General features: G+C 72.4%; 24 protein-coding genes and 1 tRNA gene. 17 read left to right on the top strand and 8 right to left on the bottom strand.

Features of this window, described 5'->3' with window-relative positions; all coding sequences use genetic code 11:
• The first annotated feature begins 37 nt into the window (after window positions 1-37).
• From C9F11_RS27645 to C9F11_RS27610, 8 genes are all read left to right on the top strand, one after another.
• Window positions 38-289 (top strand): hypothetical protein, encoded by a 252-nt coding sequence (locus C9F11_RS27645; RefSeq protein ID WP_138961795.1) that lies wholly within the window; start codon window positions 38-40, stop codon window positions 287-289.
• 13 nt (window positions 290-302) lie between these two features.
• Entirely contained in the window at window positions 303-626 is a 324-nt protein-coding gene (locus tag C9F11_RS27640) for a hypothetical protein (RefSeq protein ID WP_138961794.1), read from the top strand.
• A 17-nt stretch (window positions 627-643) separates the two neighbouring features.
• Window positions 644-844: a hypothetical protein gene (locus tag C9F11_RS27635; protein ID WP_138961793.1), complete on the top strand. Its 201-nt coding sequence runs from the start codon at window positions 644-646 to the stop codon at window positions 842-844.
• A complete protein-coding gene (locus C9F11_RS27630; RefSeq protein WP_138961792.1) occupies window positions 844-1,368 on the top strand; it encodes a hypothetical protein in 525 nt (174 codons plus the stop codon). Before C9F11_RS27635 ends, C9F11_RS27630 begins: the two co-directional genes overlap by 1 nt.
• Window positions 1,369-1,457: 89 nt before the next feature.
• Window positions 1,458-2,354 (top strand): bifunctional DNA primase/polymerase, encoded by an 897-nt coding sequence (locus tag C9F11_RS27625; RefSeq protein ID WP_138961791.1) that lies wholly within the window; start codon window positions 1,458-1,460, stop codon window positions 2,352-2,354.
• Window positions 2,351-3,508, top strand: coding sequence for an AAA family ATPase (locus tag C9F11_RS27620; RefSeq protein WP_138961790.1), 1,158 nt, complete (start codon window positions 2,351-2,353; stop codon window positions 3,506-3,508). Before C9F11_RS27625 ends, C9F11_RS27620 begins: the two co-directional genes overlap by 4 nt.
• Window positions 3,505-3,699 (top strand): helix-turn-helix domain-containing protein, encoded by a 195-nt coding sequence (locus C9F11_RS27615; protein WP_138961789.1) that lies wholly within the window; start codon window positions 3,505-3,507, stop codon window positions 3,697-3,699. Before C9F11_RS27620 ends, C9F11_RS27615 begins: the two co-directional genes overlap by 4 nt.
• Window positions 3,696-5,207, top strand: a complete 1,512-nt coding sequence (locus C9F11_RS27610) for a tyrosine-type recombinase/integrase (RefSeq protein WP_171075857.1) — start codon at window positions 3,696-3,698, stop codon at window positions 5,205-5,207. Before C9F11_RS27615 ends, C9F11_RS27610 begins: the two co-directional genes overlap by 4 nt.
• Window positions 5,208-5,214: 7 nt before the next feature.
• Here C9F11_RS27610 and C9F11_RS27605 read toward each other — a convergent pair whose 3' ends face one another.
• From C9F11_RS27605 to C9F11_RS27595, 3 genes are all read right to left on the bottom strand, one after another.
• Window positions 5,215-5,559 (bottom strand): hypothetical protein, encoded by a 345-nt coding sequence (locus C9F11_RS27605; protein WP_138961788.1) that lies wholly within the window; start codon window positions 5,557-5,559, stop codon window positions 5,215-5,217.
• An 817-nt stretch (window positions 5,560-6,376) separates the two neighbouring features.
• A tRNA-Arg gene (locus C9F11_RS27600) sits at window positions 6,377-6,448 on the bottom strand.
• Window positions 6,449-6,562: 114 nt separating this feature from the next.
• Window positions 6,563-7,381: an SAM-dependent methyltransferase gene (locus C9F11_RS27595; RefSeq protein WP_138961787.1), complete on the bottom strand. Its 819-nt coding sequence runs from the start codon at window positions 7,379-7,381 to the stop codon at window positions 6,563-6,565.
• A gap of 257 nt (window positions 7,382-7,638) precedes the next feature.
• On the opposite strand from C9F11_RS27595, the gene C9F11_RS27590 reads away from it, so the two are divergent.
• Entirely contained in the window at window positions 7,639-8,433 is a 795-nt protein-coding gene (locus C9F11_RS27590; RefSeq protein ID WP_138961786.1) for a class I SAM-dependent methyltransferase family protein, read from the top strand.
• Window positions 8,434-8,453: 20 nt separating this feature from the next.
• Here C9F11_RS27590 and C9F11_RS27585 read toward each other — a convergent pair whose 3' ends face one another.
• The gene (locus tag C9F11_RS27585; protein ID WP_171075856.1) at window positions 8,454-9,539 is read right to left on the bottom strand and encodes a Ku protein; all 1,086 of its coding nucleotides are present in this window, start codon (window positions 9,537-9,539) and stop codon (window positions 8,454-8,456) included.
• 50 nt (window positions 9,540-9,589) lie between these two features.
• Here C9F11_RS27585 and ligD point away from each other — a divergent pair, with 50 nt between their 5' ends.
• Complete coding sequence (gene ligD / locus C9F11_RS27580; RefSeq protein ID WP_138961784.1) at window positions 9,590-10,486, top strand: non-homologous end-joining DNA ligase; 897 nt, start codon at window positions 9,590-9,592, stop codon at window positions 10,484-10,486.
• A gap of 236 nt (window positions 10,487-10,722) precedes the next feature.
• On the opposite strand, the gene C9F11_RS27575 is transcribed toward ligD, so the two are convergent.
• Window positions 10,723-11,526: a nuclease-related domain-containing protein gene (locus C9F11_RS27575; RefSeq protein ID WP_138961783.1), complete on the bottom strand. Its 804-nt coding sequence runs from the start codon at window positions 11,524-11,526 to the stop codon at window positions 10,723-10,725.
• Window positions 11,527-11,816: 290 nt separating this feature from the next.
• Between C9F11_RS27575 and C9F11_RS27570 the strand changes: the two genes are divergently transcribed.
• The 7 genes from C9F11_RS27570 (at window position 11,817) to C9F11_RS27540 (ending at window position 18,390) form a co-directional block, all read left to right on the top strand.
• A complete protein-coding gene (locus C9F11_RS27570; RefSeq protein ID WP_138961782.1) occupies window positions 11,817-12,170 on the top strand; it encodes a hypothetical protein in 354 nt (117 codons plus the stop codon).
• A gap of 49 nt (window positions 12,171-12,219) precedes the next feature.
• Entirely contained in the window at window positions 12,220-12,864 is a 645-nt protein-coding gene (locus C9F11_RS27565) for a class F sortase (protein ID WP_138961781.1), read from the top strand.
• Window positions 12,865-12,921: 57 nt separating this feature from the next.
• The gene (locus C9F11_RS27560) at window positions 12,922-13,704 is read left to right on the top strand and encodes a hypothetical protein (protein WP_249401908.1); all 783 of its coding nucleotides are present in this window, start codon (window positions 12,922-12,924) and stop codon (window positions 13,702-13,704) included.
• Window positions 13,701-15,017, top strand: a complete 1,317-nt coding sequence (locus C9F11_RS27555) for an ATP-binding protein (protein WP_171075855.1) — start codon at window positions 13,701-13,703, stop codon at window positions 15,015-15,017. The genes C9F11_RS27560 and C9F11_RS27555 overlap by 4 nt, the downstream gene beginning before the upstream one ends.
• A 108-nt stretch (window positions 15,018-15,125) precedes the next feature.
• Window positions 15,126-15,482 (top strand): SH3 domain-containing protein, encoded by a 357-nt coding sequence (locus C9F11_RS27550; RefSeq protein WP_138961780.1) that lies wholly within the window; start codon window positions 15,126-15,128, stop codon window positions 15,480-15,482.
• A 98-nt stretch (window positions 15,483-15,580) separates the two neighbouring features.
• Window positions 15,581-16,936, top strand: coding sequence for an FtsW/RodA/SpoVE family cell cycle protein (locus C9F11_RS27545; RefSeq protein WP_138961779.1), 1,356 nt, complete (start codon window positions 15,581-15,583; stop codon window positions 16,934-16,936).
• Window positions 16,933-18,390, top strand: a complete 1,458-nt coding sequence (locus tag C9F11_RS27540) for a penicillin-binding transpeptidase domain-containing protein (protein WP_138961778.1) — start codon at window positions 16,933-16,935, stop codon at window positions 18,388-18,390. The genes C9F11_RS27545 and C9F11_RS27540 overlap by 4 nt, the downstream gene beginning before the upstream one ends.
• Window positions 18,391-18,470: 80 nt before the next feature.
• Here the strand turns inward: C9F11_RS27540 and C9F11_RS27535 are convergent, their stop codons facing one another.
• The 3 genes from C9F11_RS27535 to C9F11_RS27525 all read right to left on the bottom strand — a co-directional run bounded on the left by C9F11_RS27535 (window position 18,471) and on the right by C9F11_RS27525 (window position 20,911).
• The gene (locus tag C9F11_RS27535) at window positions 18,471-19,556 is read right to left on the bottom strand and encodes a C40 family peptidase (protein ID WP_249402231.1); all 1,086 of its coding nucleotides are present in this window, start codon (window positions 19,554-19,556) and stop codon (window positions 18,471-18,473) included.
• A gap of 295 nt (window positions 19,557-19,851) precedes the next feature.
• A complete protein-coding gene (locus C9F11_RS27530; RefSeq protein ID WP_138961777.1) occupies window positions 19,852-20,154 on the bottom strand; it encodes a hypothetical protein in 303 nt (100 codons plus the stop codon).
• A 37-nt stretch (window positions 20,155-20,191) separates the two neighbouring features.
• Window positions 20,192-20,911 carry a TetR/AcrR family transcriptional regulator gene (locus C9F11_RS27525; protein ID WP_138961776.1) on the bottom strand — a complete coding sequence of 240 codons (720 nt, stop codon included), beginning with the start codon at window positions 20,909-20,911 and terminating at the stop codon, window positions 20,192-20,194.
• Window positions 20,912-20,963: the final 52 nt, after the last annotated feature.

Here is a 20,963-nt window from a genome sequence, read left to right as displayed (position 1 = left end):
CAGCGAAAACCCCTGGAAACCCTCAGGAGAGGACTCCATGACCCTCGCACTGGCCGCTATCGCCTGCCTGACACTCATCACACTCCGTTACACAGCGCTGTGTGCGCGCGACCCGTTCGGCAGCTGCCGCAAGTGCCACGGCTTCGGCTTCGCCATGACCGAAGACCGCAAAGGCAGGCCCAAGCGCGGCAAGGACTGCCGCCGCTGCCGCGGCTACGGCAAGCGAGTCCGCGTCGGCCGCTGGATCTACAACCGCGCTCAGCGCATTCACCGAGACGGCACCCGCTGACAGGAGACGCCTCATGCGTCACCGCGAACCGCCCCAGACCGCACCGGGGTTCCTCGCCCCGCATATCCCCGCCGACGCCTATCGCCGGGCTCAGACCAACGGCCAGCCGATCATCGTCGTGCACCCTGTGCCCGTCGCCTCGCGCCGCCCGGCAGGCGCCTATCTGATCCCGCTCGTCGTCGTCACCGCTGGCGGCATCGGCGCCATGGGCCTGGTGGTCTTCTTCCTCGCCTTGCTGGACATCGCCGCCCATACCGCCACGGTCGTCGCGGGCGCGGCAGGTCCCATCGGCGTCGGTGGGATCACGTTCAAACTCACTCGCTCCAAGTCCAAGTGATCCCTCTGGGAGGAGAGATGGCCTGCTCTACCTGCACCGGCCACCACCCCGTACCACTCCGGCGTTTCCCGGCCGGTGACCCACGAGCCTCGCTGAAGGCGGCGCGTGCTGCCGCCGAGGAACGCTCCCGCACCAGCTGCCCGGTGCACATCCACTACACCGCCGTGCACGACGCATTCGTCGTGCTCCGCACCGACACCGCCAAGGAGGACAACTGATGGCCTCGCTCACCACCCCGCTTGACCTGATCCTGGGCCCCGACCAAGCCCGCGCGTTCCTGCACGCCCGCGCGCAGGAGCTGTCCCAACTGGATCACCTGCCCGGCACGGTTGCCTTACGGCTCGTCCACCGCGGCGCGCTGCGCGGAGACCCGCTCGTACTGGCCCAAGAACGCCAGACCTGGACCCTACGCGCGGACACCGACCCCGACGACGCCCCCGCCCACCGCCTGTGCGTCCACGCCCGCCTCACCTGCCCACCCCGCGTGCTCGTCACCGATCCCGACGACCCCATGGGCGAGACGGACGAGTTGCTGATCGAGGTGCTGGAGATGTACCAGCTCGCCACCTGGTACCCCCTGCCCGCCATCGGGGACAAGTCCGCCCCTCGCCTCCAGCCATCCGGCAGCACGGGCACGCAAGACGTTCCTGCCCGCCGTGCAGAACTCATCGCCGCAGGACGCTGCCCCAACTGCCAGTGGCTGACCTACCAGTGCAACTGCGCAGACCACCCCGACGCCTAGATGCGCCGCGGCGGCGGGACTCCCCAGCAAGGTCGCCCGCCGCCGCGGTTCTCCCTGCCCATCCGTAGACAGAACAGGAGAACCCCAGGATGCCGCACCCGGTCGGCTCTGCCCAGTTCGCCGCCGCGCTGGACGCCGCGTCGCGTGACTGGCGAGTCTTCCCTCTCACCACCGGCGACAAGCGCCCCGCTGTCTCCAACTGGGAAGCTCGCGCCACCTCCGCCCCGGACCGAATCACCCGCGCATGGTCCGCCGCCTTCAACGTCGGCATCGCCACCGGGCCTTCCGGCCTGGTCGTCATCGACCTGGACAAGCCCAAGCATCCCAGCGACACCCCGCCGGCCTCTTGGGCCGAGCACGACGTCACCGACGGCGCCGACGTACTCGCCGTGCTCTGCGAGCGTCACGGCCAGCCCTTCCCCTCCGACACCTACACCGTGCGCACGTGGAGCGGCGGCACCCATCTGTACTTCACCGCGCCAGAGGGCGAACTCCTGCGCAACACCGCCGGTGACAGCGCGCGAGGGCTGGGCTGGAAGGTCGACACTCGCGCATGGGGCGGTCTCGTGGTCGGTGCGGGCAGCGTCGTCGCCGGACGCCCGTACGAGGTCATCCGCGACTCCCCCGCGGCGCCCCTGCCGGGCTGGCTCGCCGAACTCCTGCGCCCGGCTCCCCTTCCCCCACAGACGCCCATCACGGTCGCCCTCACCGGCCGGGGACGTCGCACCGCCTTCCTCCGGTCCGCGGTCAACGGTGAGGTGGAGCGGGTCACCGGCTCCGGCCCGCACGAGCACAACAACAGCCTCTACATCGCCGCCGTCGCCCTCGGCCAGCTCGTCGCGGGAGGCGAGCTGAGCGAGGGCGACGTCACCGGCTGGCTCCTCACGGCCGCGCTTCAGGTTGGCCAGGGTGAGCGCGAGGCACGGCGCACCATTGCCTCCGGTCTGCGGGCCGGAGCCCGGCGCCCCCGGACGGTCGCGGCATGAGCACAAGCCCCATCCCGCCCCTGCACCTGTACTCCGTCCCCGGTGACCGAGAAACCACCCCCACCTCACCACCGAAGCGGGAGCGTCCTCGGACCGCTTGGACAGCTGATCAGCTCATGGCCACGCGCTTCCCTGAGCCGAAGTGGGCTGTGCCCGGCATTCTCGCCGAAGGTGTCAGCGTGCTCGCCGGGCCGCCCAAGGTCGGCAAGTCCTGGCTCTCTCTCGGGCTCGGGCTGTCCGTCGCCGCCGGAGGCAAGGCGTTCGGTTCCGTGACCGTCCAGGGCGGCCCGGTGCTCTACCTCGCCCTTGAAGACACCCCGCGCCGTCTTCAGACGCGTATGGGCAAGCTCCTCGAAGGGCGGCCCGCGCCCGGTGGCCTGACCTTGGTCACCGAGTGTCCGTCCTTCCCTCAGGGCGGGAGCGAGGCCATCGCCCAGTGGCTGGAGCGGAACCCGGAAGCTCGCATGGTCGTCGTCGACGTGTTCGCCAAGATGCGCGGACCATCCCCGGCAGGGGTCTCGGCGTACGACGCGGACTACGTCGCCGTCGGCTACGCCAAGCGCCTCGCCGACCACTACGGCGTGGCCGTCGTCCTCGTGCACCACGTCCGCAAGGCAGGCTCCGAGGACTTCCTCACCGAGGTCTCCGGCACCAACGGCATCGCGGGCGCCGCCGACGCCACGCTCGTACTCAAGCGAGCCCGTGGGCAGGCCGACGGCATCCTGCACGTCACCGGCCGCGACGTGGACGAAGCCGAGTACGCGCTCAGCTTCGAACCCGCCTCCGGAGCCTGGCGTCTGCTGGAAGGCCCGGCTTCCGACCACACCGTCAGCGACACCCGCGCCACGATCCTGCGGTACGTCCGCGCGCATCCCGGCGCCAAACCCAAGGACATGGCGGGCGAGCTGCCGCAGGTCGACATCGACACGATCCGCCGTACGTGCAACCGCATGGCCGACGCCGGGCAGCTCAGCAAGGACGCCGGCGGCCGCTACTACCCGGACACCGAGGCCCGCACTCAGGACGCCCAAGACGTGTCCGCACTGTCCGGCAGTCCGGCCACCCCTCCTGACCAGCATGGAAAGCCCGGACAGTCGCAATTGGAGCTGTCCGGGGTGTCCGGTGCGGACGACACCGAAGGGACGGCGACATGAGCGCCCGCACACGGGACGAGAAGCTGACCGTCCAGGAGGTCATCGAAGACCTGCGGGTCGCCGCGTCGACGTTCTACCGGTGGCGCCAGCTCGGTAAGGCTCCTCGCTCGATCAAGCTGCCGAACGGCGACGTCCGGATACGGCGGTCGGAGTACGAGCGCTGGCTCGCGGAGCGGGAGGACGCCGCGTGAGCGACGAGAACGACGCCCCGCCCCGGAGGCCTCGCGGGTCGGCCCGGCCGGGCTACACATTCGACGTCAAGCTGTGGAAGATCTCCAAGACCGGCCGTAAGTCCCGCCCCTGGCGTCTTCGTTGGGTGGTGGCAGGCCAGGTGTGCGGCGACACGTTCACCACGTACCCGCTCGCCGAAAGCCGCCGGAACGAACTGTGGCACGCCATGAACCGGCGCGGTGAAGCGTTCGAGATCGAATCGGGCCTGCCAGAGTCCGAAGTACGCGCCGCGGCTGAAGCAGCCGAAGCCGCTGATGCCGAACCGCCGGTGCGATGGTTCGAGTTCTGCCGGAAGTACGTGGCCGGGCGGTGGCGCACGAGCGCGGCCAAGACCCGCGAGGGCATGGCCGACGGCCTCGCGGCCGTGACGCTCGCCATGGTCAGGCACGGAGATGGCACTCCCGCGGATGAGTCCCTGCGGCTGGCCTTCCGGTGGGGGATCGTGCCCGCGAACGCCAGGCAGGATCCGCCGGCCGAACTCAAGGCCGCGTACGACTGGGTCACGAAGACCGACCGGCCGCTGGCCGACATGGCCGACGCTGAGGTCCTCGACGGCGTGATGTACCGCGTCAGCTACAAGCTCGACGGCACCCCAGCAGCAGGCGACACGTACAAACGGCGCCGCCGAGCCTTGAACGCCGCGCTCGAACACGCCGTGGCCACAGGAGAGCTCCCGGAGAACCCACTCCAGCGCACCCGCCGCAAGCGCGTCGGCTCCAACGATGTGGTGGACCCACGCGTCCTGGTGAACGCCGTACAGGCCCGACAGCTGCTCACCGCCGTCTCCTACGTCGGCTCGTGGGATCGCTGCCGTGGGCGGCGCCTGGTCGCCTTCTACGCGGTCCTGTACTACGCCGGGCTCCGGCCCGCCGAAGCGGTCGGGCTCCGGCTGTCGGACTGCCACCTTCCCGAGCCGCCCCCGTACGTCGTGAGCCTCGTCAAGGGCTTCCGGCAGCCCCAGCCCGAGTGGGGCACTCTGACGCTGCGGGAGACGCGTCCCGTCTCCGGGAAGCAGTGGACAGACTCCGGGGAACGGCACGACCGCCGGGGACTGAAAGCGCGGGAAGCGTCCACCGACCGGCCGGTCCCCATCCCACCCGTACTGGTCGCCATCCTGCGGACCCATCTGAAGGAGTTCGGGACCGCCAAGGAAGGGCGCGTGTTCGGCAACGAGCGCGGCGGAGTGGTCGGGTCATCCACCTACTGGCGGGTGTGGGAGGAAGCGCGGGAGTACGCCCTACCGTCGGGACGCGTTGCCTCGCCGTTGGCCGGGCGCCCGTACGACCTGCGACATGCATGCATCACTCGATGGCTGAACGCCGGGGTACCCATCGCAGAGGTGGCCCGCAGAGTTGGCAACTCTCCGGAGGTGATCCACCGCCGCTACCACGGATGTATCGACGGACACGAAGAAGCAGCCAACATGAAGATCGAAAGGTTGATGGAGGACGAGGAAGCCGCGCCTTAAATCGACGTCACTTCCCCGGAAGGAACGCTGGAATTAGTGCAGCCAGCACCGCCAACCCGGCACTGGCTGCACTTCGATAGATCCACGCCCCATAAAGGAATACCACGCCAAACGCGAGCGGCGCTGGCACGTGCAGAATCTGAACAGCCAAGCCTGCCACAGCCATCACTCCGGCCATGAATGCCAAGTGAATGGATTCGTGGCGCCGACCAGGGGCCGCCAATTGCTCGCTATCCAAGAGAGCTCCGACGTAACCTTGAGAATAGCGGTCACTTATTTTCAGCATCAGCCCAGCAAGCTTTCGAGCAGCCGCCTTTCTGTCAACGTCGAATTCGGCGTGAGCCGCACGCACGGCTGCCACCACTTGGTTCGCATGCCTCCGCAGCGTGGGTCGTCGTGGCGAGAAAGCTGGCACGGTGCCTCGCATCGACCTAGCACCCTTAACCCTGAGCACCGCAAGCCTCAGAGATACAGCTTGCAGGTCTGGCCTCATGTGAGGAGCACGAACAGTCTCAGCGCACTCACCAATCAGATCCGCCCATCGCTGAACTCTCTCGAAGGCAAGGCTACGAACTCCAAAAACATGCGCCACCCCTACAGCCAAACGACGAGTCATGAGGAAGCCCAGGAGAATGAAGATCACACTATGCCCGAAAGAGAGCCAGCCAGCAGTAGTGGCCATCGAAGCCCCACCCGACTCGCCGTAAATATCCTCCTCGACCCAAGCCGGGGCATAGGCATCTATCAGATTTCGACTAAGAGATCCCAGAAACTTCAGTACGCAAAATCCGAGTGGAACAAATATTACCCACATCTGCCAGTGGGTCTCATGATAGGTACGCAATGCCACTCGAACAGGTCCCGGAATTTCCCCTATTCCCAGATACTCGGCATCAACCTGTAGCTTGCGTATCGCCGCGTTTGCCTTTGCTCGCCGCCTCATCACGAGTCGAGAGTGGATCCGTCGAAGCATGGCCCGAGGATGCCAGCTCCGACAAGGGCAGCACGCAACTTTGACCGAACAAGCCAACGGCGCGAACGTGTGTCGCAGGTGTGTCGCGAACGCTGAGAGACAACGAGAGAGGGCGGGAGTCAGTGAGACTGACTCCCGCCCTCTTCTGTCGGCATCCGCCCTGGTCAGCGTGCGACTTCTGCTGATCCTCGGCGAGTGCCCCCGGCAGGATTCGAACCTGCGCACACGGCTCCGGAGGCCGTTGCTCTATCCCCTGAGCTACGGGGGCGTGTCGGTCGCGGTGTTCGCGGCGACGGGTAGAACCCTACCAGCTCTTCGGTGGTCCTCAGGAATGGGTTTGCGGGCGGCGCCCGGGGGGCCGGGGCGGGCGCCGCTTCGCAGGTCAGGGCTTGCGGGCGACGCCGGCGTAGGCGTCGACCTCCGTGGTGGTGTCGGTGGTGGGCTCGGGGCGCCAGCGGGTGACCTGGGCGACGCCGGGGTCGACCAGGGTGAGGCCGTCGAAGAAGCCGGTGATCTCCTCGACGCTGCGGACGTAGTAGGGGATCGCGCCGCTCTCGTTGTAGGCGTTCGACGCCGCGATCATGCCCTCGCTGGTGGCGGTGGAGTCGCTGATCACCAGGTAGCTGCCGGAGGGGAGGCCGGCCATCACGCGACTGACCAGGTCGCGGGCCTGCTCGTAGTCGGCGACGTGACCCAGGGTGTTCAGGATCATCAGGGCGACCGGCTGGGAGAGGTCCAGGGTCTTGGCGGCCTCGGTGAGGATCGCCTCCGGCTCGTACATGTTCGCGTCGATGTACGCCGTCTCGCCCTCGGGCGTGCTGGTGAGCAGGGCCCGGGCGTGGGCGAGGACCAGCGGGTCGTTGTCCACGTACACGATGCGGGAGTCGGGGGCGACGCGCTGGGCGACCTCGTGGGTGTTGTCGGCGGTCGGAAGGCCCGTGCCGATGTCGAGGAACTGGCGGACGCCCTGCTCCCCCGCCAGGTGGCGGACCGCCCGGCCGAGGAAGAGGCGGCTGGTGCGGGCCACGTCGACGAGGCCGGGGAAGATCTCCTTGATCTGGTCGCCGAGCTCCCGGTCCTTCTCGTAGTTGTCCTTGCCGCCCACGAAGTAGTTCCAGAAGCGTGCCGAGTGGGGCTTGCTCGTGTCGATCCGCGCGCGTATCTCGGCGGACGAGTCGAGTCTGGGGTCGGAACCGGTCACGGGGGACCTCCTGCGGTGCGTGGGCCTGTCGATCGCTTGCCGATCGATCGATGTCGATCGATGCTGCGGCACATCCTCACATCGTTGCCGGTCGCATCAATTGAATCGTGGATCAAAATCGTGGATCAAGGTAGCAACTCTGCCGTGAGCCGCAGTCGTTGCCCGCCCCCCTTCCGCCGCGCCCCGCGGCCTACTCAGGGCCGTCCGAGTAGGCGTACGGATGTCCCGCGCGCGGTGCGGCCGGGACGCTTGCGGGCATGACGAAACCTCTGCGGAACCTCAAGTGGGCGGTGCTCCGGGGCCTATTGCGCACGGTCGGGCGGAGCTCCGCGGGCATCCGTATCGGCTACCGGCACGGCTTCGACAGCGGCACGATGCTCGACTACGTGTACGTGAACCGGGCGCGCGGCGCGCTCGGCGTCGGCCGTCTCGTCGACCGCGTCTACCTCGACGCCGTCGGCTGGCGCGCCATCCGCGCCCGCCGGGACCTCCTCCAGCGCGTGCTGCGCGAACAGGTCGAGCGGCGCCCCGGCCGCCCGGTCCGCGTCCTCGACGTGGCCGCGGGGCCCGGCCGCTACCTGCACGACCTGGCCGCGGCCTACGGGCCCGAGCGGGTGCGGGTGGTCTGCCGCGACCTCGCGGAGGCCGGGCTGCGCCAGGGCGCGTCGCTCGCGCGGGCACGGGGACTCACGAACGTCTCGTACGAGAGCGGGGACGCGTTCGACCCCGAGCCGCCGCGGGCCGGGGCGCCGGACGTCATCGTGGTCTCGGGCCTGTACGAGCTGCTCCTTGAGGACGACACCGTCCGTACGTCCCTCAAGCGCCTGCGCGGACTGCTCGCCCCGGGCGGCGTCCTCGTCTGCACCACCCAGACCCGCCACCCCCAGCTGGACTTCATCGCGAACGTGCTGCCCAACCGGGAGGGGCGGTTGTGGATCATGAAGTGCCGCAACGCGGCCCTCACGGAGGGCTGGGCCCGGGAGGCGGGGTTCGAGACCGTACGGAGCCGGCGGGAGGAGGTGGGGCTCTTCGCTGTGACCGTGTGCGAATAGGTCCTGCGACCCTCGGTGGACTATGAAGCCCGGCGCTTGGCCGGTGTCTTCTTGGCCGTGGCCGTCTTCTTCTTCGTCGGCGCCTTCTTCGCGGTGGTGGCGGTGGATTTGGCCGTGGACTTCGTCGCCGTGGACTTCGTCGCCGTGGACCTGGTGGTCGCCGTCTTTTTCGTGGCGGTCTTCGCCGTGGACTTCTTCGGGGCCGCCGCCGTGGTCTTCCTCGCGGTCGTCGACTTCTTGCCGCCCACCTGCTTGGGGGTCGTACGCGCGGAGCGGCGCGTCGGCAGCTCCGTGACCTCGGCCTCCTTGCCGCCCTCCGCTTCGCCGCGGGCCGTGCGGGCGGCGCGGACGCTGTTCTCCAGGGCGGCCATCAGGTCGATGACCTTGCCGCCGCCCGGCTCGGCGGCGGGCTCGGGGGCGGTGGTCGTACCGCCCTCGACCTTGGCGGCGATCATCTCCTCCACGGCGGTGCGGTAGTCGTCGTGGAGCGAGTCGAGGTCGACCTCGCCGAGGGTGTCCATGAGGGCGTCCGCGAGGTCGAGTTCGGCGTCGCGGACGGTGACGCTCGCGTCCGGGGCGACGCTGTCGGTGGCGCGGATCTCGTCCGGCCACAGCAGGCCGTGCATGGCGATCACGTCGTCCACGACGCGCAGCATGCCGAGCCGTTCGCGGCCGCGCAGCGCGAACTTGGCGATGGCCACGCGGTCGCTGCGCTTGAGCGCCTCGCGCAGCAGGGTGTAGGGCTTGGCGGCGGGCACTCCGTTGGCCGACAGGTAGTACGCCGTGTCCATCTGGAGCGGGTCGATGCGGTCCGCCGGAACGAACGAGACGATCTCGATGGTCTTCGCGGTCGGGATCGGCAGCGAGGCGAGGTCGTCCTCGGTGATCGGGATGACCGAGCCGTCGGCGTCCTCGTACCCCTTGCCGATCTCGGCGGTCGGGACCTCGCGGTCCTCCAGCTCGCAGACCTTGCGGTAGCGGATGCGGCCGCCGTCCTCCGTGTGGATCTGGCGGAAGGAGATCGAGTGGCTCTCCGTGGCGTTCACCAGCTTGATCGGGATGCTGACCAGGCCGAAGGAGATGGCGCCGTTCCATATGGAGCGCATGCGGTGCACCTTTCGCCACGTTTTGCCGCGATTCGTGGGATTCTCATCGTATGACGCCCATCACGGAGGTGGAGGGGCGACGGCTGGCGCTCAGCAACCTCGACAAGGTGCTGTACCCGGCGAGCGGCTTCACGAAGGGTGAGGTCCTGCACTACTACGCGACCGCCGCGGACGTGCTGCTCCCCGAGCTGCGCGACCGGCCGGTGTCGTTCCTCCGCTTCCCGGACGGGCCCGAGGGGCAGCTCTTCTTCACCAAGAACGTGCTGCCCGGTACGCCCGCCTGGGTGCGGACGGCCGAGGTGCCGCGGTCCGAGGGGCCCGCGCGGCAGATCCTCGTACAGGACCTGCCGACGCTGATGTGGGCGGCGAACCTGGTGACGGAGTTCCACACACCGCAGTGGCGGGCGCACGCGCCGGGGCTCGCTGACCGGCTCGTGCTCGACCTCGACCCCGGGCCGCCCGCGACCGTGGTGGAGGCGTGCCGGGTGGCGCTGTGGCTGCGGGAGCGGCTGGTCGCCGACGGGTTCTCGGTGTACGTGAAGACGTCGGGGAGCAAGGGGCTGCACGTGGTCGTGCCGCTGGTGCCGGTCGCGTCCGCGCGGGTCTCGGCGTACGCGAAGGAGCTCGCGGTGGCGGCGGAGCGGGCGCTGCCCGCGCTCGTGGTGCACCGGATGACGCGGAGCCTGCGGCCGGGGAAGGTGTTCGTGGACTTCAGTCAGAACGCGGCGGCGAAGACGACGGCGACGGCGTACACGGTGCGGGCGCGGGGGGAGCCCACGGTGTCGGCGCCCCTGGCCTGGGGGGAGGTGGAGCGCTGCGGGGGCGTCGGGGACGCGGGGCTGCTCGTCTTTCGGGCGCCGGACATGGCTGCCCGGCTGCGGCGGGAGGGTGACCTGTTCGCGGGGGTGCGGGAGCCCGGCCGGGCGGGCCTGCTGCCCGGCGCCTGAGCCGGGGCCCGGGCTGCCCCCGGGCGGGCCTGCCCCGGCCCCGGACTCACGGTTGCCCGGTGCCCGGGCAGGGGCCTGGGCGGGGGCCCCAGCAGCACGGTTGCTCGGCACCTGGGCTGTGCCCACCCGTCCCGCCCTGCGGGACGATTGCCCACAGCAGCCGGGGGGGAGAAGCGCCCCCGGAGCGGGAGGGGGTGGGGACACCCCCGGGGTGGGCCCGCCCGCCGCCCCGGGCCCTAGACCCGGTGCCAGACGTGCCGGTCGCGCGCCAGCGCGTGCAGCGCCTCCACATCCGCCGGCTTGAGCACGCCCCCCGCCCGCGCGAGCCCCGACAGGTCCGGCTCGGCCAGCACATGGACCTCGCGCGGTGCCGATGTGACCTCGACGGAGACCGCGCCGACGGGCACGAGGACGGCCCGGACCTCGGCGGTGAGGGCGAAGGAGGCCCGCGCGGCGTCGGCGCGCAGCTCCCGCAGGAGCGGTGCGGGCCGGGCGCGGCCGACCGCCACCAGGGGGTCGGCGACGCGCACCCGCTGCCGCCGCGCGGGCACCGCGTGGACGCAGAAGAGCCCCCCGGGCCCGATCAGGAGGTGGTGGATGCGGGCGCCGCCGGGCAGGCCGACGGAGTGCAGCGTGTGCCAGCCCACGGCGTCGAGCCGGTCCAGGGCCTCGCCGACGGCGACCTCGGCGGCGAGGGCCCGGCTGCGGGGGTCGGAGCGCAGCTTGCGGGCCGACGGCGGATCGCGTTCGAGCTGGACGCGCAGCGCCTCGCCGGGCCGGTTCGGCGCGAGGTCGTCGTCGGGGTGGAGGGAGAGCCTGGCCAGCTCGGCGGGGGTGGGCACGGGCGGCGGCCCGACCGCGACGTTCCCGGTGAGGAAGGGGGCGAGGACGTGCAGGACGTCCTCCTCCTCGGCCGCGCTGAGCAGGTTCACACGGGCGGTCTCACGGTCGTACCAGGCCACGTTCCTGCCGTCCGCCCGGCACACGTAGAGCCGCTCCTGACCGTGCCGGAACGCCGGAACGACACGCAGTCCGCTCATCCCCATCACCCCACCGACCATGGGAACAGCCCGGACGCGCCCGCGGCAAGAAGCTGACGGGGCCGCACGGAAGTTCATGCCCGTTCGCCCGGGGTTCGCCCCGCTGGGCCCGGTCCGCGCGCCGTGCTCCCCGCGTCCCGTAACGGCACTGCTCGCACAGCTATGGCGCGCTGTTACACACTCGCCGAACCGTCGCAACGGCGGCCGCCTAGCGTCGTAGCCGTCGTCGTAGCCGTCGTCGCATCCGCCGGGCCCCTGGCCCCCGCCGCACAAGCTGCAAGGAACGCACCGTGAGCCATCCCCGCCGCCGCACCGCCGCCCTCCGGACCGCCGCCGTCGCCGCGCTCGCGGGCGGCGCGCTCCTCGTCCCCGCCACCGGCGCGTTCGCCGCCGCGCCCGCCCCCTCGGCCTCCCACACCACCGCGCCGCGCACCGGCGAGGCCGGGAAGCCGGAGAAGTACAGGACCGAGAAGACGGCGAAGAGCGAGAAGGCCGGCACCCCGCGCGGCGGCGTCCGCGCGGGCACCGACGGGCTGCGCGACACCGGGAATCCCGCGTTCCTCGCGGCGGGCGGCGCCATGGCCGCCGCCGGTGCCGCGGGCCTCGGCTTCGCGATGCTCCGCCGCGGCCGCACCGACGGCTGACCCGGGCCGCCCCCTCCTCGAAGACTCCCCCGCAAGACCAGGAGCGCCCATGACCACGCAGCCCCAGGAAGACGCCGCCCCCGCCCGCCGCCGCACGGGACGCATCGCCGCGGCCGCCGCCCTCACCGCCGCCGTCGGCGTCGGGCTCATCGCCTGCGGCCAGGGCGGGCAGAGTGCCGCCGCCCCCGACGTGACCGTGAAGAACGCGGCGACCACGCAGGCCGCACGGGCCCCGGCACCCCTGCCGGAGTCGAAGCCGACCGGCCTGCGGATCCCGGCGGCCGGTGTCGACGCCGCGCGGATGCTGGACCTCGGCATCGGCGCGGACGGCGAGCTCGAAGTGCCGCCGGTCGCGCAGGCGGAGGTCCCTGGCTGGTGGACGGGCGGTGTCACGCCCGGCCAGAAGGGCGCGGCCGTGCTCGTCGCGCACTACGACACCGTGAACGGCCCGGCGCTGATGCGGAACGTGGCCCGGGTGAAGGTCGGCGACGCCATCATGGTGCCGCGCGCGGACGGCAGTACGGCGAGGTTCCGGGTGCGCGAGATCCAGCAGGTCGACAAGAAAGACTTTCCAACCCATAAGGTGTACGGGACGACCGACCGACCGGAGCTGCGCCTGCTGACGTGCGGCGGCCCGATCAGGAACGGCCACCGCGCCGACAACATCATTCTCTACGCCGACCTCGTGCGGTGACCGGGCGCCCCCGGTCCCTGGCCCCGCGCGCCGCACCCCCATCCCTGGCCCGCAGGAGTGCCGTTGAACCGCAGCCGCCGCAGCGCGCTCGCCGCAGCCGCCGTCGCGCTGCTGGCGGGCGCGTTCGCCGCGGGCTGCGGCGACCCGGGCGACCTGCGCAGCTCGGGCGCGACACCCACGGCCGTCGGCCCCACCCGGCTCTGGCCCGACCTGCCGCCCGCGTCCTCGCCGATCGGCGACTACGGCACGGCGGACACCGAGGAGGTCAAGGGCGTGCGGGTGCCCGGCGGCGACCTCCACGAGGTGAGCCCCGTCGCCATCGTGAAGGCGCAGGCGGCCGCGCACCCCGACGACTACAGCGGCCCGTCCGCGCTCTACAAGGAGACCGCGGACGCCCTGAAGAACTGCGGCAAGAAGGACAGGGAGTGCCCGGTCCTCAAGGCGTACTACCGCGACTTCACCGGTGACGGGAAGGACGACATGGTCATCGGCATCCGCATGCCCGAGGAGCAGCTGGCCATCCGCGTCTACGCGATGGACAAGGGCCATCTGACGCAGATCATGGGCACCTCCGACGCGGTGCTCGGCGTCGAGCTCGCCGGGCGCGACCTGGTGCTCCGCGCGGCCTCCGACATCCCCGGCTACGAGTACCGCACGGCCTGGTCCTGGGACCGGCACCAGCGGGCGATGCTGCCGACCCGCGACGAGTTCCTGCGCTCCTCCGACGCGCCGCGGCCCAAGGGCGCGCGCAGCCCGGCGCCCGAGATGACCGAGATCCCCGCCGAGGAGGCCCCGGCCCCCGGCCCGAGCTCCGGCGAGCACCCGGACGCGGGCGAATGACCGGCCTCAACGGGCCGCGCCGCCCCCGGCTCCCGCTGCGCCTGCCCGCCTGGACGGCGACCCTGACGTGGAAGGCCGCGGTCTTCATCGCGGTGATGTGCTGCGCCCTCGCGGCCCTGCTCGGCGTGCTCGTGCACGTGGCGGTGACCAACCAGACCGTGGGCCAGGCCCGCGAGCGCGCCCTGTCCCGGCTCGACGACGCCACCAAGCAGTACGAGGCGGGCGGCCGCCTCGGCCCGGGCGCGGGCATCGACCCGCCGGGCCTGCCGGGCCGCCTGCGCGACCTCGCCGTGGGCGGGGAGCGCGGCACGATGGTCGGCGACCACGACCGGACGCCCACGGTGTGGGCGGCGGGGCCCGCCGACGGCGGCCGGGCGATCGCCGTGGAGGTCGACTACGCCCAGGGCGCCCGCACCATCGACGGCCTCGACCGGGCGATCCTGGGCTCGTCCGTGCTCGCGATCGGCGCGACCCTGCTGGTCGGGGCGTTCGCGGTGACGCGCGTGACGCGGCGCCTGCATCTGACGGCCCGGGTCGCGCGCCGCATCAGCGCGGGCGACCTGGACGCGCGCGTGCACGACCCGCGCACCCGCGACCCCGGCCGCCACCAGGACGAGGTGGCCACGGTCTCCGGGGCCCTGGACACCATGGCCTCCTCGCTCCAGGGCAAGCTCCTGAGCGAGCAGCGGTTCACCGCGGACGTGGCGCACGAGCTGCGCACCCCGCTGACCGGTCTGCACGCGGCGGCCGAGCTGCTGCCGCCGGGCCGCCCGACCGAGCTGGTCAGGGACCGGGTGGCCGCCCTGCGCACGCTCACCGAGGACCTTCTGGAGATCTCCCGGCTCGACGCGCGCAACGAACGCGTGGACCTGGACGCGGTGCGGCTCGCTCCACTGGCGGAGCGCGTGGTGCGCGCCTCGGGCGCCGAGGTGGAGGTGACCGTCGTACGCGACCTCATGGTGGAGAGCGACGGGCGGCGCCTGGAGCGGGTGCTCGGCAACCTCGTGGCGAACGCCGTCAAGCACGGGGCGCCGCCGGTGTCCCTGACCGTGGACGGGCCGGTGATCACCGTGCGGGACCACGGCCCCGGCTTCCCCGGCTACCTGGTGGAACACGGCCCGCAGCGCTTCCGCACCGAGGGCACCACCAAGGGCCACGGCCTCGGTCTGACCATCGCGCTCGGCCAGGCGCGGGTGGTCGGGGCGACCCTCGCCTTCACCAATGTGGAGCAAGGCACGGGAGCGGTCGCCACGCTCACGCTGCCGGGCGCCGAGCGGCTCCCGGGGGACGAGCAGGACGAAGTCCGGGCCTGACGGGAACGTCTGACCGTACGTGACCTTTTGCGGTGGCCGGGTGTCGCTTTTAGCGTGAATCGCGGCCTGTGCAACGGCCGTCCATCCCACTCCCCCGAGGAGACCCCCATGGCCCTGCGCCCCCGCTCCCTCGCCGTCCGCGTCGGCATAGCCGTCGCCGGCGGCGCGCTCGCCGCCACCACGCTGGCCACCGCCCCGGCCCTCGCCGCCGAGGGCAACGAGCACCCCCGCAGCTACAAGGGCAAGGTCACCGCCAAGCCCGGACTGCTCCTGCGCGACCGGCCCACGCGGGGCAGCAAGGTCGTGCGGTACGAGCCGTACGGCAAGATCGTGCACATCTTCTGCAAGACGCGCGGCGAGCACGTCCAGGGCAACGACCGCTGGTACCTCCTCACCGACGGCACCTGGGCCTGGGGCGCCGCGCACTACATCGCCAACATCGGGCCCGCCCCGCGCTGGTGCTGAGCCACGGGAGCCACCGGCGCCACCGGCGCCACCGGAGCCACCGGAGTCCAGGCGGGGCATAACCGGACATTAAGCCCGGAGCTTGCTACGTTCCGGGCATGGAGGTCCGCGTCCCGCCGCGGCGCCGGGGCACCGAACTCGCCCTGATCGTCGTCGCCGTCCTGCTCTCGGTCTACGGCTACTGCGACGTGGGCCTGGCCAGGACCGGCTCCGTCCCGCCCGGCGCCGCCGGCTACGGCGCCGGGCTCGGCGTGCTCGCGCTCCTCGCCCATCTGGCGGTGCGCCTGCGCGCCCCGTACGCCGACCCGCTGCTCCTGCCGATCGCCGTGCTCCTCAACGGCCTGGGGCTCGTCCTCATCTACCGGCTCGACCTGGAGACGCCCGGCGACCGGGCCGCGCCGACGCAGCTCGTCTGGTCCACCATCGGCGTCGGCCTGTGCGTCGCGGTCGTGGTCCTGCTGCGCGACCACCGGCTGCTGCGACGCTACGCGTACCTCTCCGTCGTCGCGGCGCTCGTGCTGATGATCGTGCCGATCTTCTTCCCGGCCGTGAACGGCGCCCGCATCTGGATCCGGGTCGGCGGATTCTCCATCCAGCCGGGCGAGTTCGCGAAGATCCTGTTCGCGGTGTTCTTCGCCAGCTACCTCGCGGCCAACCGCACCGCCCTCGCCACCACGGGCCGCACCCTGGGGAGGTTCGTGCAGCTGCCCACCGGCCGCGTGCTCGGCCCGGTCGTGGCGATCTGGCTGCTGAGCGTCGGCGTCCTGGTCCTGGAGCGGGACCTGGGGACCTCGCTGCTCTTCTTCGGGCTCTTCGTGGTCCTGCTGTACGTCGCCACGGGCCGCACCGGCTGGATCGCCGTGGGCCTGCTGCTCGCGGCGGCGGGCGCCTACGCGGTCGGCTCGCTCGAACCGCACGTGCACAGCCGCGTCGCGGACTGGCTGCACCCCTTCGCCTCCATCGAGGCGGGGCGGGGCCCGAACCAACTCGCCCAGTCGCTCTTCGCGTTCGCGGCGGGCGGGCTGCTCGGCACCGGGCTCGGGCTCGGCCACTCCATCCTCATCGGCTTCGCCGCGAAGTCGGACTTCATCCTCGCCACGGCGGGCGAGGAGCTGGGCCTCGCCGGACTCGCCGCGATCTTCCTGCTCTACGCGCTGCTCGTGGAGCGCGGCTACCGCGCCGGGCTCGCGCTGCGCGACCCCTTCGGGCGGCTCCTGGCCGTCGGACTCGCCTCGATCGTGGCGCTCCAGGTGTTCGTGATCGCGGGCGGCGTGACCGGGCTCATCCCGCTGACCGGCATGGCGATGCCGTTCCTCGCGCAGGGCGGCTCGTCCGTCGTCACCAACTGGATCATCGTGGCGCTGCTCATCCGGCTGAGCGACTCGGCCCGCGCCCACGCCCCGGCCGGCACGGAGTCCGCCGGGGCCCAGCCGCAGCAGGAGGCGTCCCCGTGACCCGGTACATCCGCCACGCCGCGGCGTTCTGCCTGCTGCTGCTCGTGGCGCTGCTCGTGAACGCCACCCGCGTGCAGGTCTTCGACGCCGAGAAGTACGACGACAACCCCGCCAACCGCCGCCGGGCCATCGAGCGCTTCGCCGAGCCCCGCGGCGACATCCTGGTGGACGGCCGTCCGGTCACCGGCTCCAAGGACACCGGCGAGCAGCTGCGCCACGAGCGGACGTACACGAACGGCCCGCTGTACGCGCCGGTGACGGGCTTCGCCTCGCAGGTGTACGGCACGACGTTCCTGGAGCACGCCGAGGACTCCGTGCTCTCCGGCACCGACCCGATGCTCGCGCCGCTGCCGCTGTGGCACGACCTCACCCGCTCGCGCAGCCCCGGCGGCGACGTCGTCACCACCGTCAGGGCCGCGGTGCAGCGGGCCGCCCACGCCGGGCTCGACGGCAAGAAGGGCGCCGTGGCCGCGCTCGAACCGGCCACCGGCAGGATCCTCGCGCTGGTGTCGACGCCGTCGTACGACCCCGAGCGGCTCTCCGGGACGAGCCGCTCGGTGACGGACTCCTGGGCCCGGCTCAACGGCGACCCCGACAAGCCGATGCTGAACCGCGCGCTGCGCCAGACGTATCCGCCCGGCTCGACGTTCAAGGTGGTCACGGCGGCGGCCGCGCTCGACTCGGGCGAGATCACCGACCTGGACGCGCCGACGAGGTCCCCCGACCCGTACACGCTCCCCGGCACCTCCACGCGCCTGTCGAACGAGGTCACCGGCTGCACCGACGCGAGCCTGCGCTATGCCTTCCGCTGGTCGTGCAACACCGTGTTCGCCAAGCTGGGCGCCGACACGGGGCTCGACGCCCTGGTGGAGACGGCGGGGAAGTTCGGCTTCAACGACCCCGGGATCAAGGTGCCGTCGTCGGTGGCCGCCAGCACCTTCGACACGTCGATGGACCGGGCGCAGCTCGCGCTCTCGGCCATCGGCCAGTACGACACCCGGGCCACGCCCCTGCAGATGGCGATGGTGGCGGCGGCCGTGGCCAACGGCGGCTTCGTCAAGGCGCCGCACCTCGTGGAGCGGACCACCACCGGGTCCGGGACCACGGTGGACTCGACGGCCACGCGCACGCTGCACCAGGCCATGGGGCCCGGCACGGCGCTGCGGCTGCGGGAGCTGATGACGGAGGTCGTCGAGGAGGGCACCGGCACGAACGCGGCGATCCCCGGGGTGACCGTGGGCGGCAAGACCGGCACCGCGCAGCACGGGCTCGGCAACTCCGGTACGCCGTACGCCTGGTTCATCTCCTGGGCGCAGAAGCCGGGTGACGGGGAGCCGTCGGTGGCGGTGGCGGTGGTCGTCGAGGACGCGGCCGCTGCGCGCGCGGACATCAGCGGTGGGGGCAGTGCCGCCCCCATTGCCCGGGCTGTCATGGAGGCCGCGCTCTCTGGCTGAGGGCTTTGCGTCGTCTGTTGCCTGCGGGCCCGTTGTGGCTGGTCGCGCAGTTCCCCGCGCCCCCTAAGGGGCCGTGCCGCTCAGGGCAGGTCCTCGCTCAGCCCCGTATCCGCGCCCGCCCGGGCCCCGGCGGGCAAGCGCGGTGGACGGTAGCCGGACACCGGTTCCGCGCCCCGGTCGGGGCGTACCGCGCCGAGGAGGGGGTTGGCCGCGAGCGGGGAGACCTTCACCTTCGCCCCGGGCCGGGGCGCGTGCACCACGAGCCCGTCGCCCAGATAGAGCCCGACGTGCGTGGCCTCGGGGAAGTAGACGACCAGGTCGCCGGGGCGCAACTGCCGCAGCGGCACCCGGGGCAGACGCGCCCACTGCTCCTGGCTGGTCCGCGGGATCTCCCGCCCGCCCGCGCCCCAGGCCCGCTGCGTGAGCCCGGAGCAGTCGAACGTCGCGGGCCCCTCCGCACCCCACTCGTACGGCTTGCCGATCTGTGCGACGGCGTACCGCACGGCCCGCTCCCCCCGGGCCGAAGGGGCCCGCAGAACGCCGGGCGCGCCGAGCGCTCCGGACGCGACGAGCTCGCGCTGGGCGGCGTCCGCGCCGGTGCGCTCGGCCCGGCCCACCGCGGCGAGCTCCTCGGCGCTGAGCGAGGCGAGCAGCTCCTCGACCTCGCGCAGCCGCGTCCGTACGCCGTCGCGGGCCCGCTCCTGCCGCCGGGCGAGGGCCTCCTGCGCGGTCAGGGCCCGCTGGGCGGCGCGGGCGAGGGCGTCGGCCCGCTTCTCGCCGTCGGTGAGGCGGGCGACGGCCGCGGCCCGGTCGGCCGCGGCCCGGCGCAGCACGTGGCGCTGGTCGAGGGCGCCCCGCGGGCTGCGGGCGAGCAGCAGCCGGACGTAGGAGGAGATCTCCACGCTGTTGTTCTGGTACTGCTGGCGGGCCAGGCGGCCCGCCGCGCCGCGGCCGTCGCGCGCGGCGGTCCGGGCCGCACCGAGGCGCCGGTCGAGGTCGGCGACCTTGCGGCGCTGCTCCTTGAGCTTCTCGTCGGTGGCGTTGTACGTCTCGGTGGACTCCTCGGCCCTGCGGTACAGGCGCTGAAGGTCCGTGAGGAGGGTGGCCACGGAGCGCTCGCCCGGGGCGGGTGCGGGCCGGGGGGCGGCGTGGGCCGGTGGCAGCACGGGGAGGGGCGTCGTCACCAGTGCGGAGAGCGCGGAGCCCGCGCAGGCCCAGCGCAGCAGCCTTCCTGACACGTCATCACCTCCGGTGCGCGACGGGCCTTCCGGCGCGCACCGCGAGCATCCGGCCGCCGGGCGGGGTCCGCCTCCCGGCGGTGGGCGGTTGGCGCAACGAGGTCACTCGTACCAGGGGCGCACGGCGCGTCCAGTTGCACGCGGTCGACGGCGGCGCCGCAGCGAGATCGAGCCCGTCCGGCGATTGAGGACGAGCGCGCGGCGCGATGGGGGGCACCGGGGCTCAGTCGCTCCCCCGCCCGGCCGGAGGGCCCGGCTTGGACCAGGGCCACTTCAGGTCGCGCAGGCGGCCGCCGCGGGGGTCCGCGTCGGGCGCGTACTCGTACCGCCAGCCCGCGTGCAGCCCGAACCGCTTCGCGGACTCGGCGGCCACCCGGCGGTAGACGAGCACCGTGGGCTCGCCCCCCGCGCCGTCGGGCACCGGGACCCGGTAGACCTTCGGCGGATGACCGGTCGGCCCGAGCAGGACCGGGAGCACGCGGCCGTCCAGCGGGCCGCCCACGAAGGGGGTGTCTTCACTCTTCACCGGCCCAGTGTCCGTCACCCCGCGCCCCGGGCGCCCGTCACACCAGGTGCGCGGCCTCCGCGACCACCGGCAGGATCCGCCGGACCAGCTCGCCCACCGGCCCCTCGGGGCTCTCCAGGGCCAGGGCGCGGCGCACCACGTCGGCGGTCTGCGGATCCCGCCCCGCGGTGGCCGCGACCTGGGCGACGAACTGCTCGACGAGCAGTTCCCGCAGCTCGTCGAGCGGCGGCCGCTTGTCCTCGTCGAGCCAGATCAGGGAGGCCGCCTCCACCGCGGTGACCCACATCCGCACGGTGGTGCGCAGCCGCGGCCCGGCCGGTTCGGCGAGGTCCATATGGGCGAGGATGTGCGTGACGGCGGAGCGCCGCACCTCGTCCACGATGGCGGTCGTGCGGGAGGTCTCCACGACGCTGCCGCCCTGGAGCAGCGCGCTGAACCCGGCGTCGTGCTCGTCCACGAACGCCAGGTACCGGTCGACGGCCCGGGACAGGCGCTGGGTGAGCGGCCCGTCCTGGGGCTCGGCGAAGCACCGTTCGAGGTCGTCGGCGGCCGACCGCAGCGCGGCCTCGTACAACTGCTGCTTGCCGCCGGGGAAGTAGCGGTAGACGAGGGGGCGCGAGACGCCCGCGGCCTCCGCCACGTCGTCGAGCGAGACCTCTTCGGGCGCGCGGTGCGCGAACAGCGAGAGGGCGGCGTCGAGCAGCTGGCTCCGCCGCGCCTCGACGCTGAGGCGTCGGTACGCACGGGTCGTGGTCATGCCCCGCAGGGTAACCGGGTTGTCCTACCAATGGGCCTTCCGTCACCTGCGG

This window comes from Streptomyces sp. YIM 121038 (assembly GCF_006088715.1).
Lineage (GTDB): Bacteria > Actinomycetota > Actinomycetes > Streptomycetales > Streptomycetaceae > Streptomyces.
Note: the sequence above shows the minus strand (reverse complement) of the source record. Positions and strands in the feature narration are given on the sequence as shown.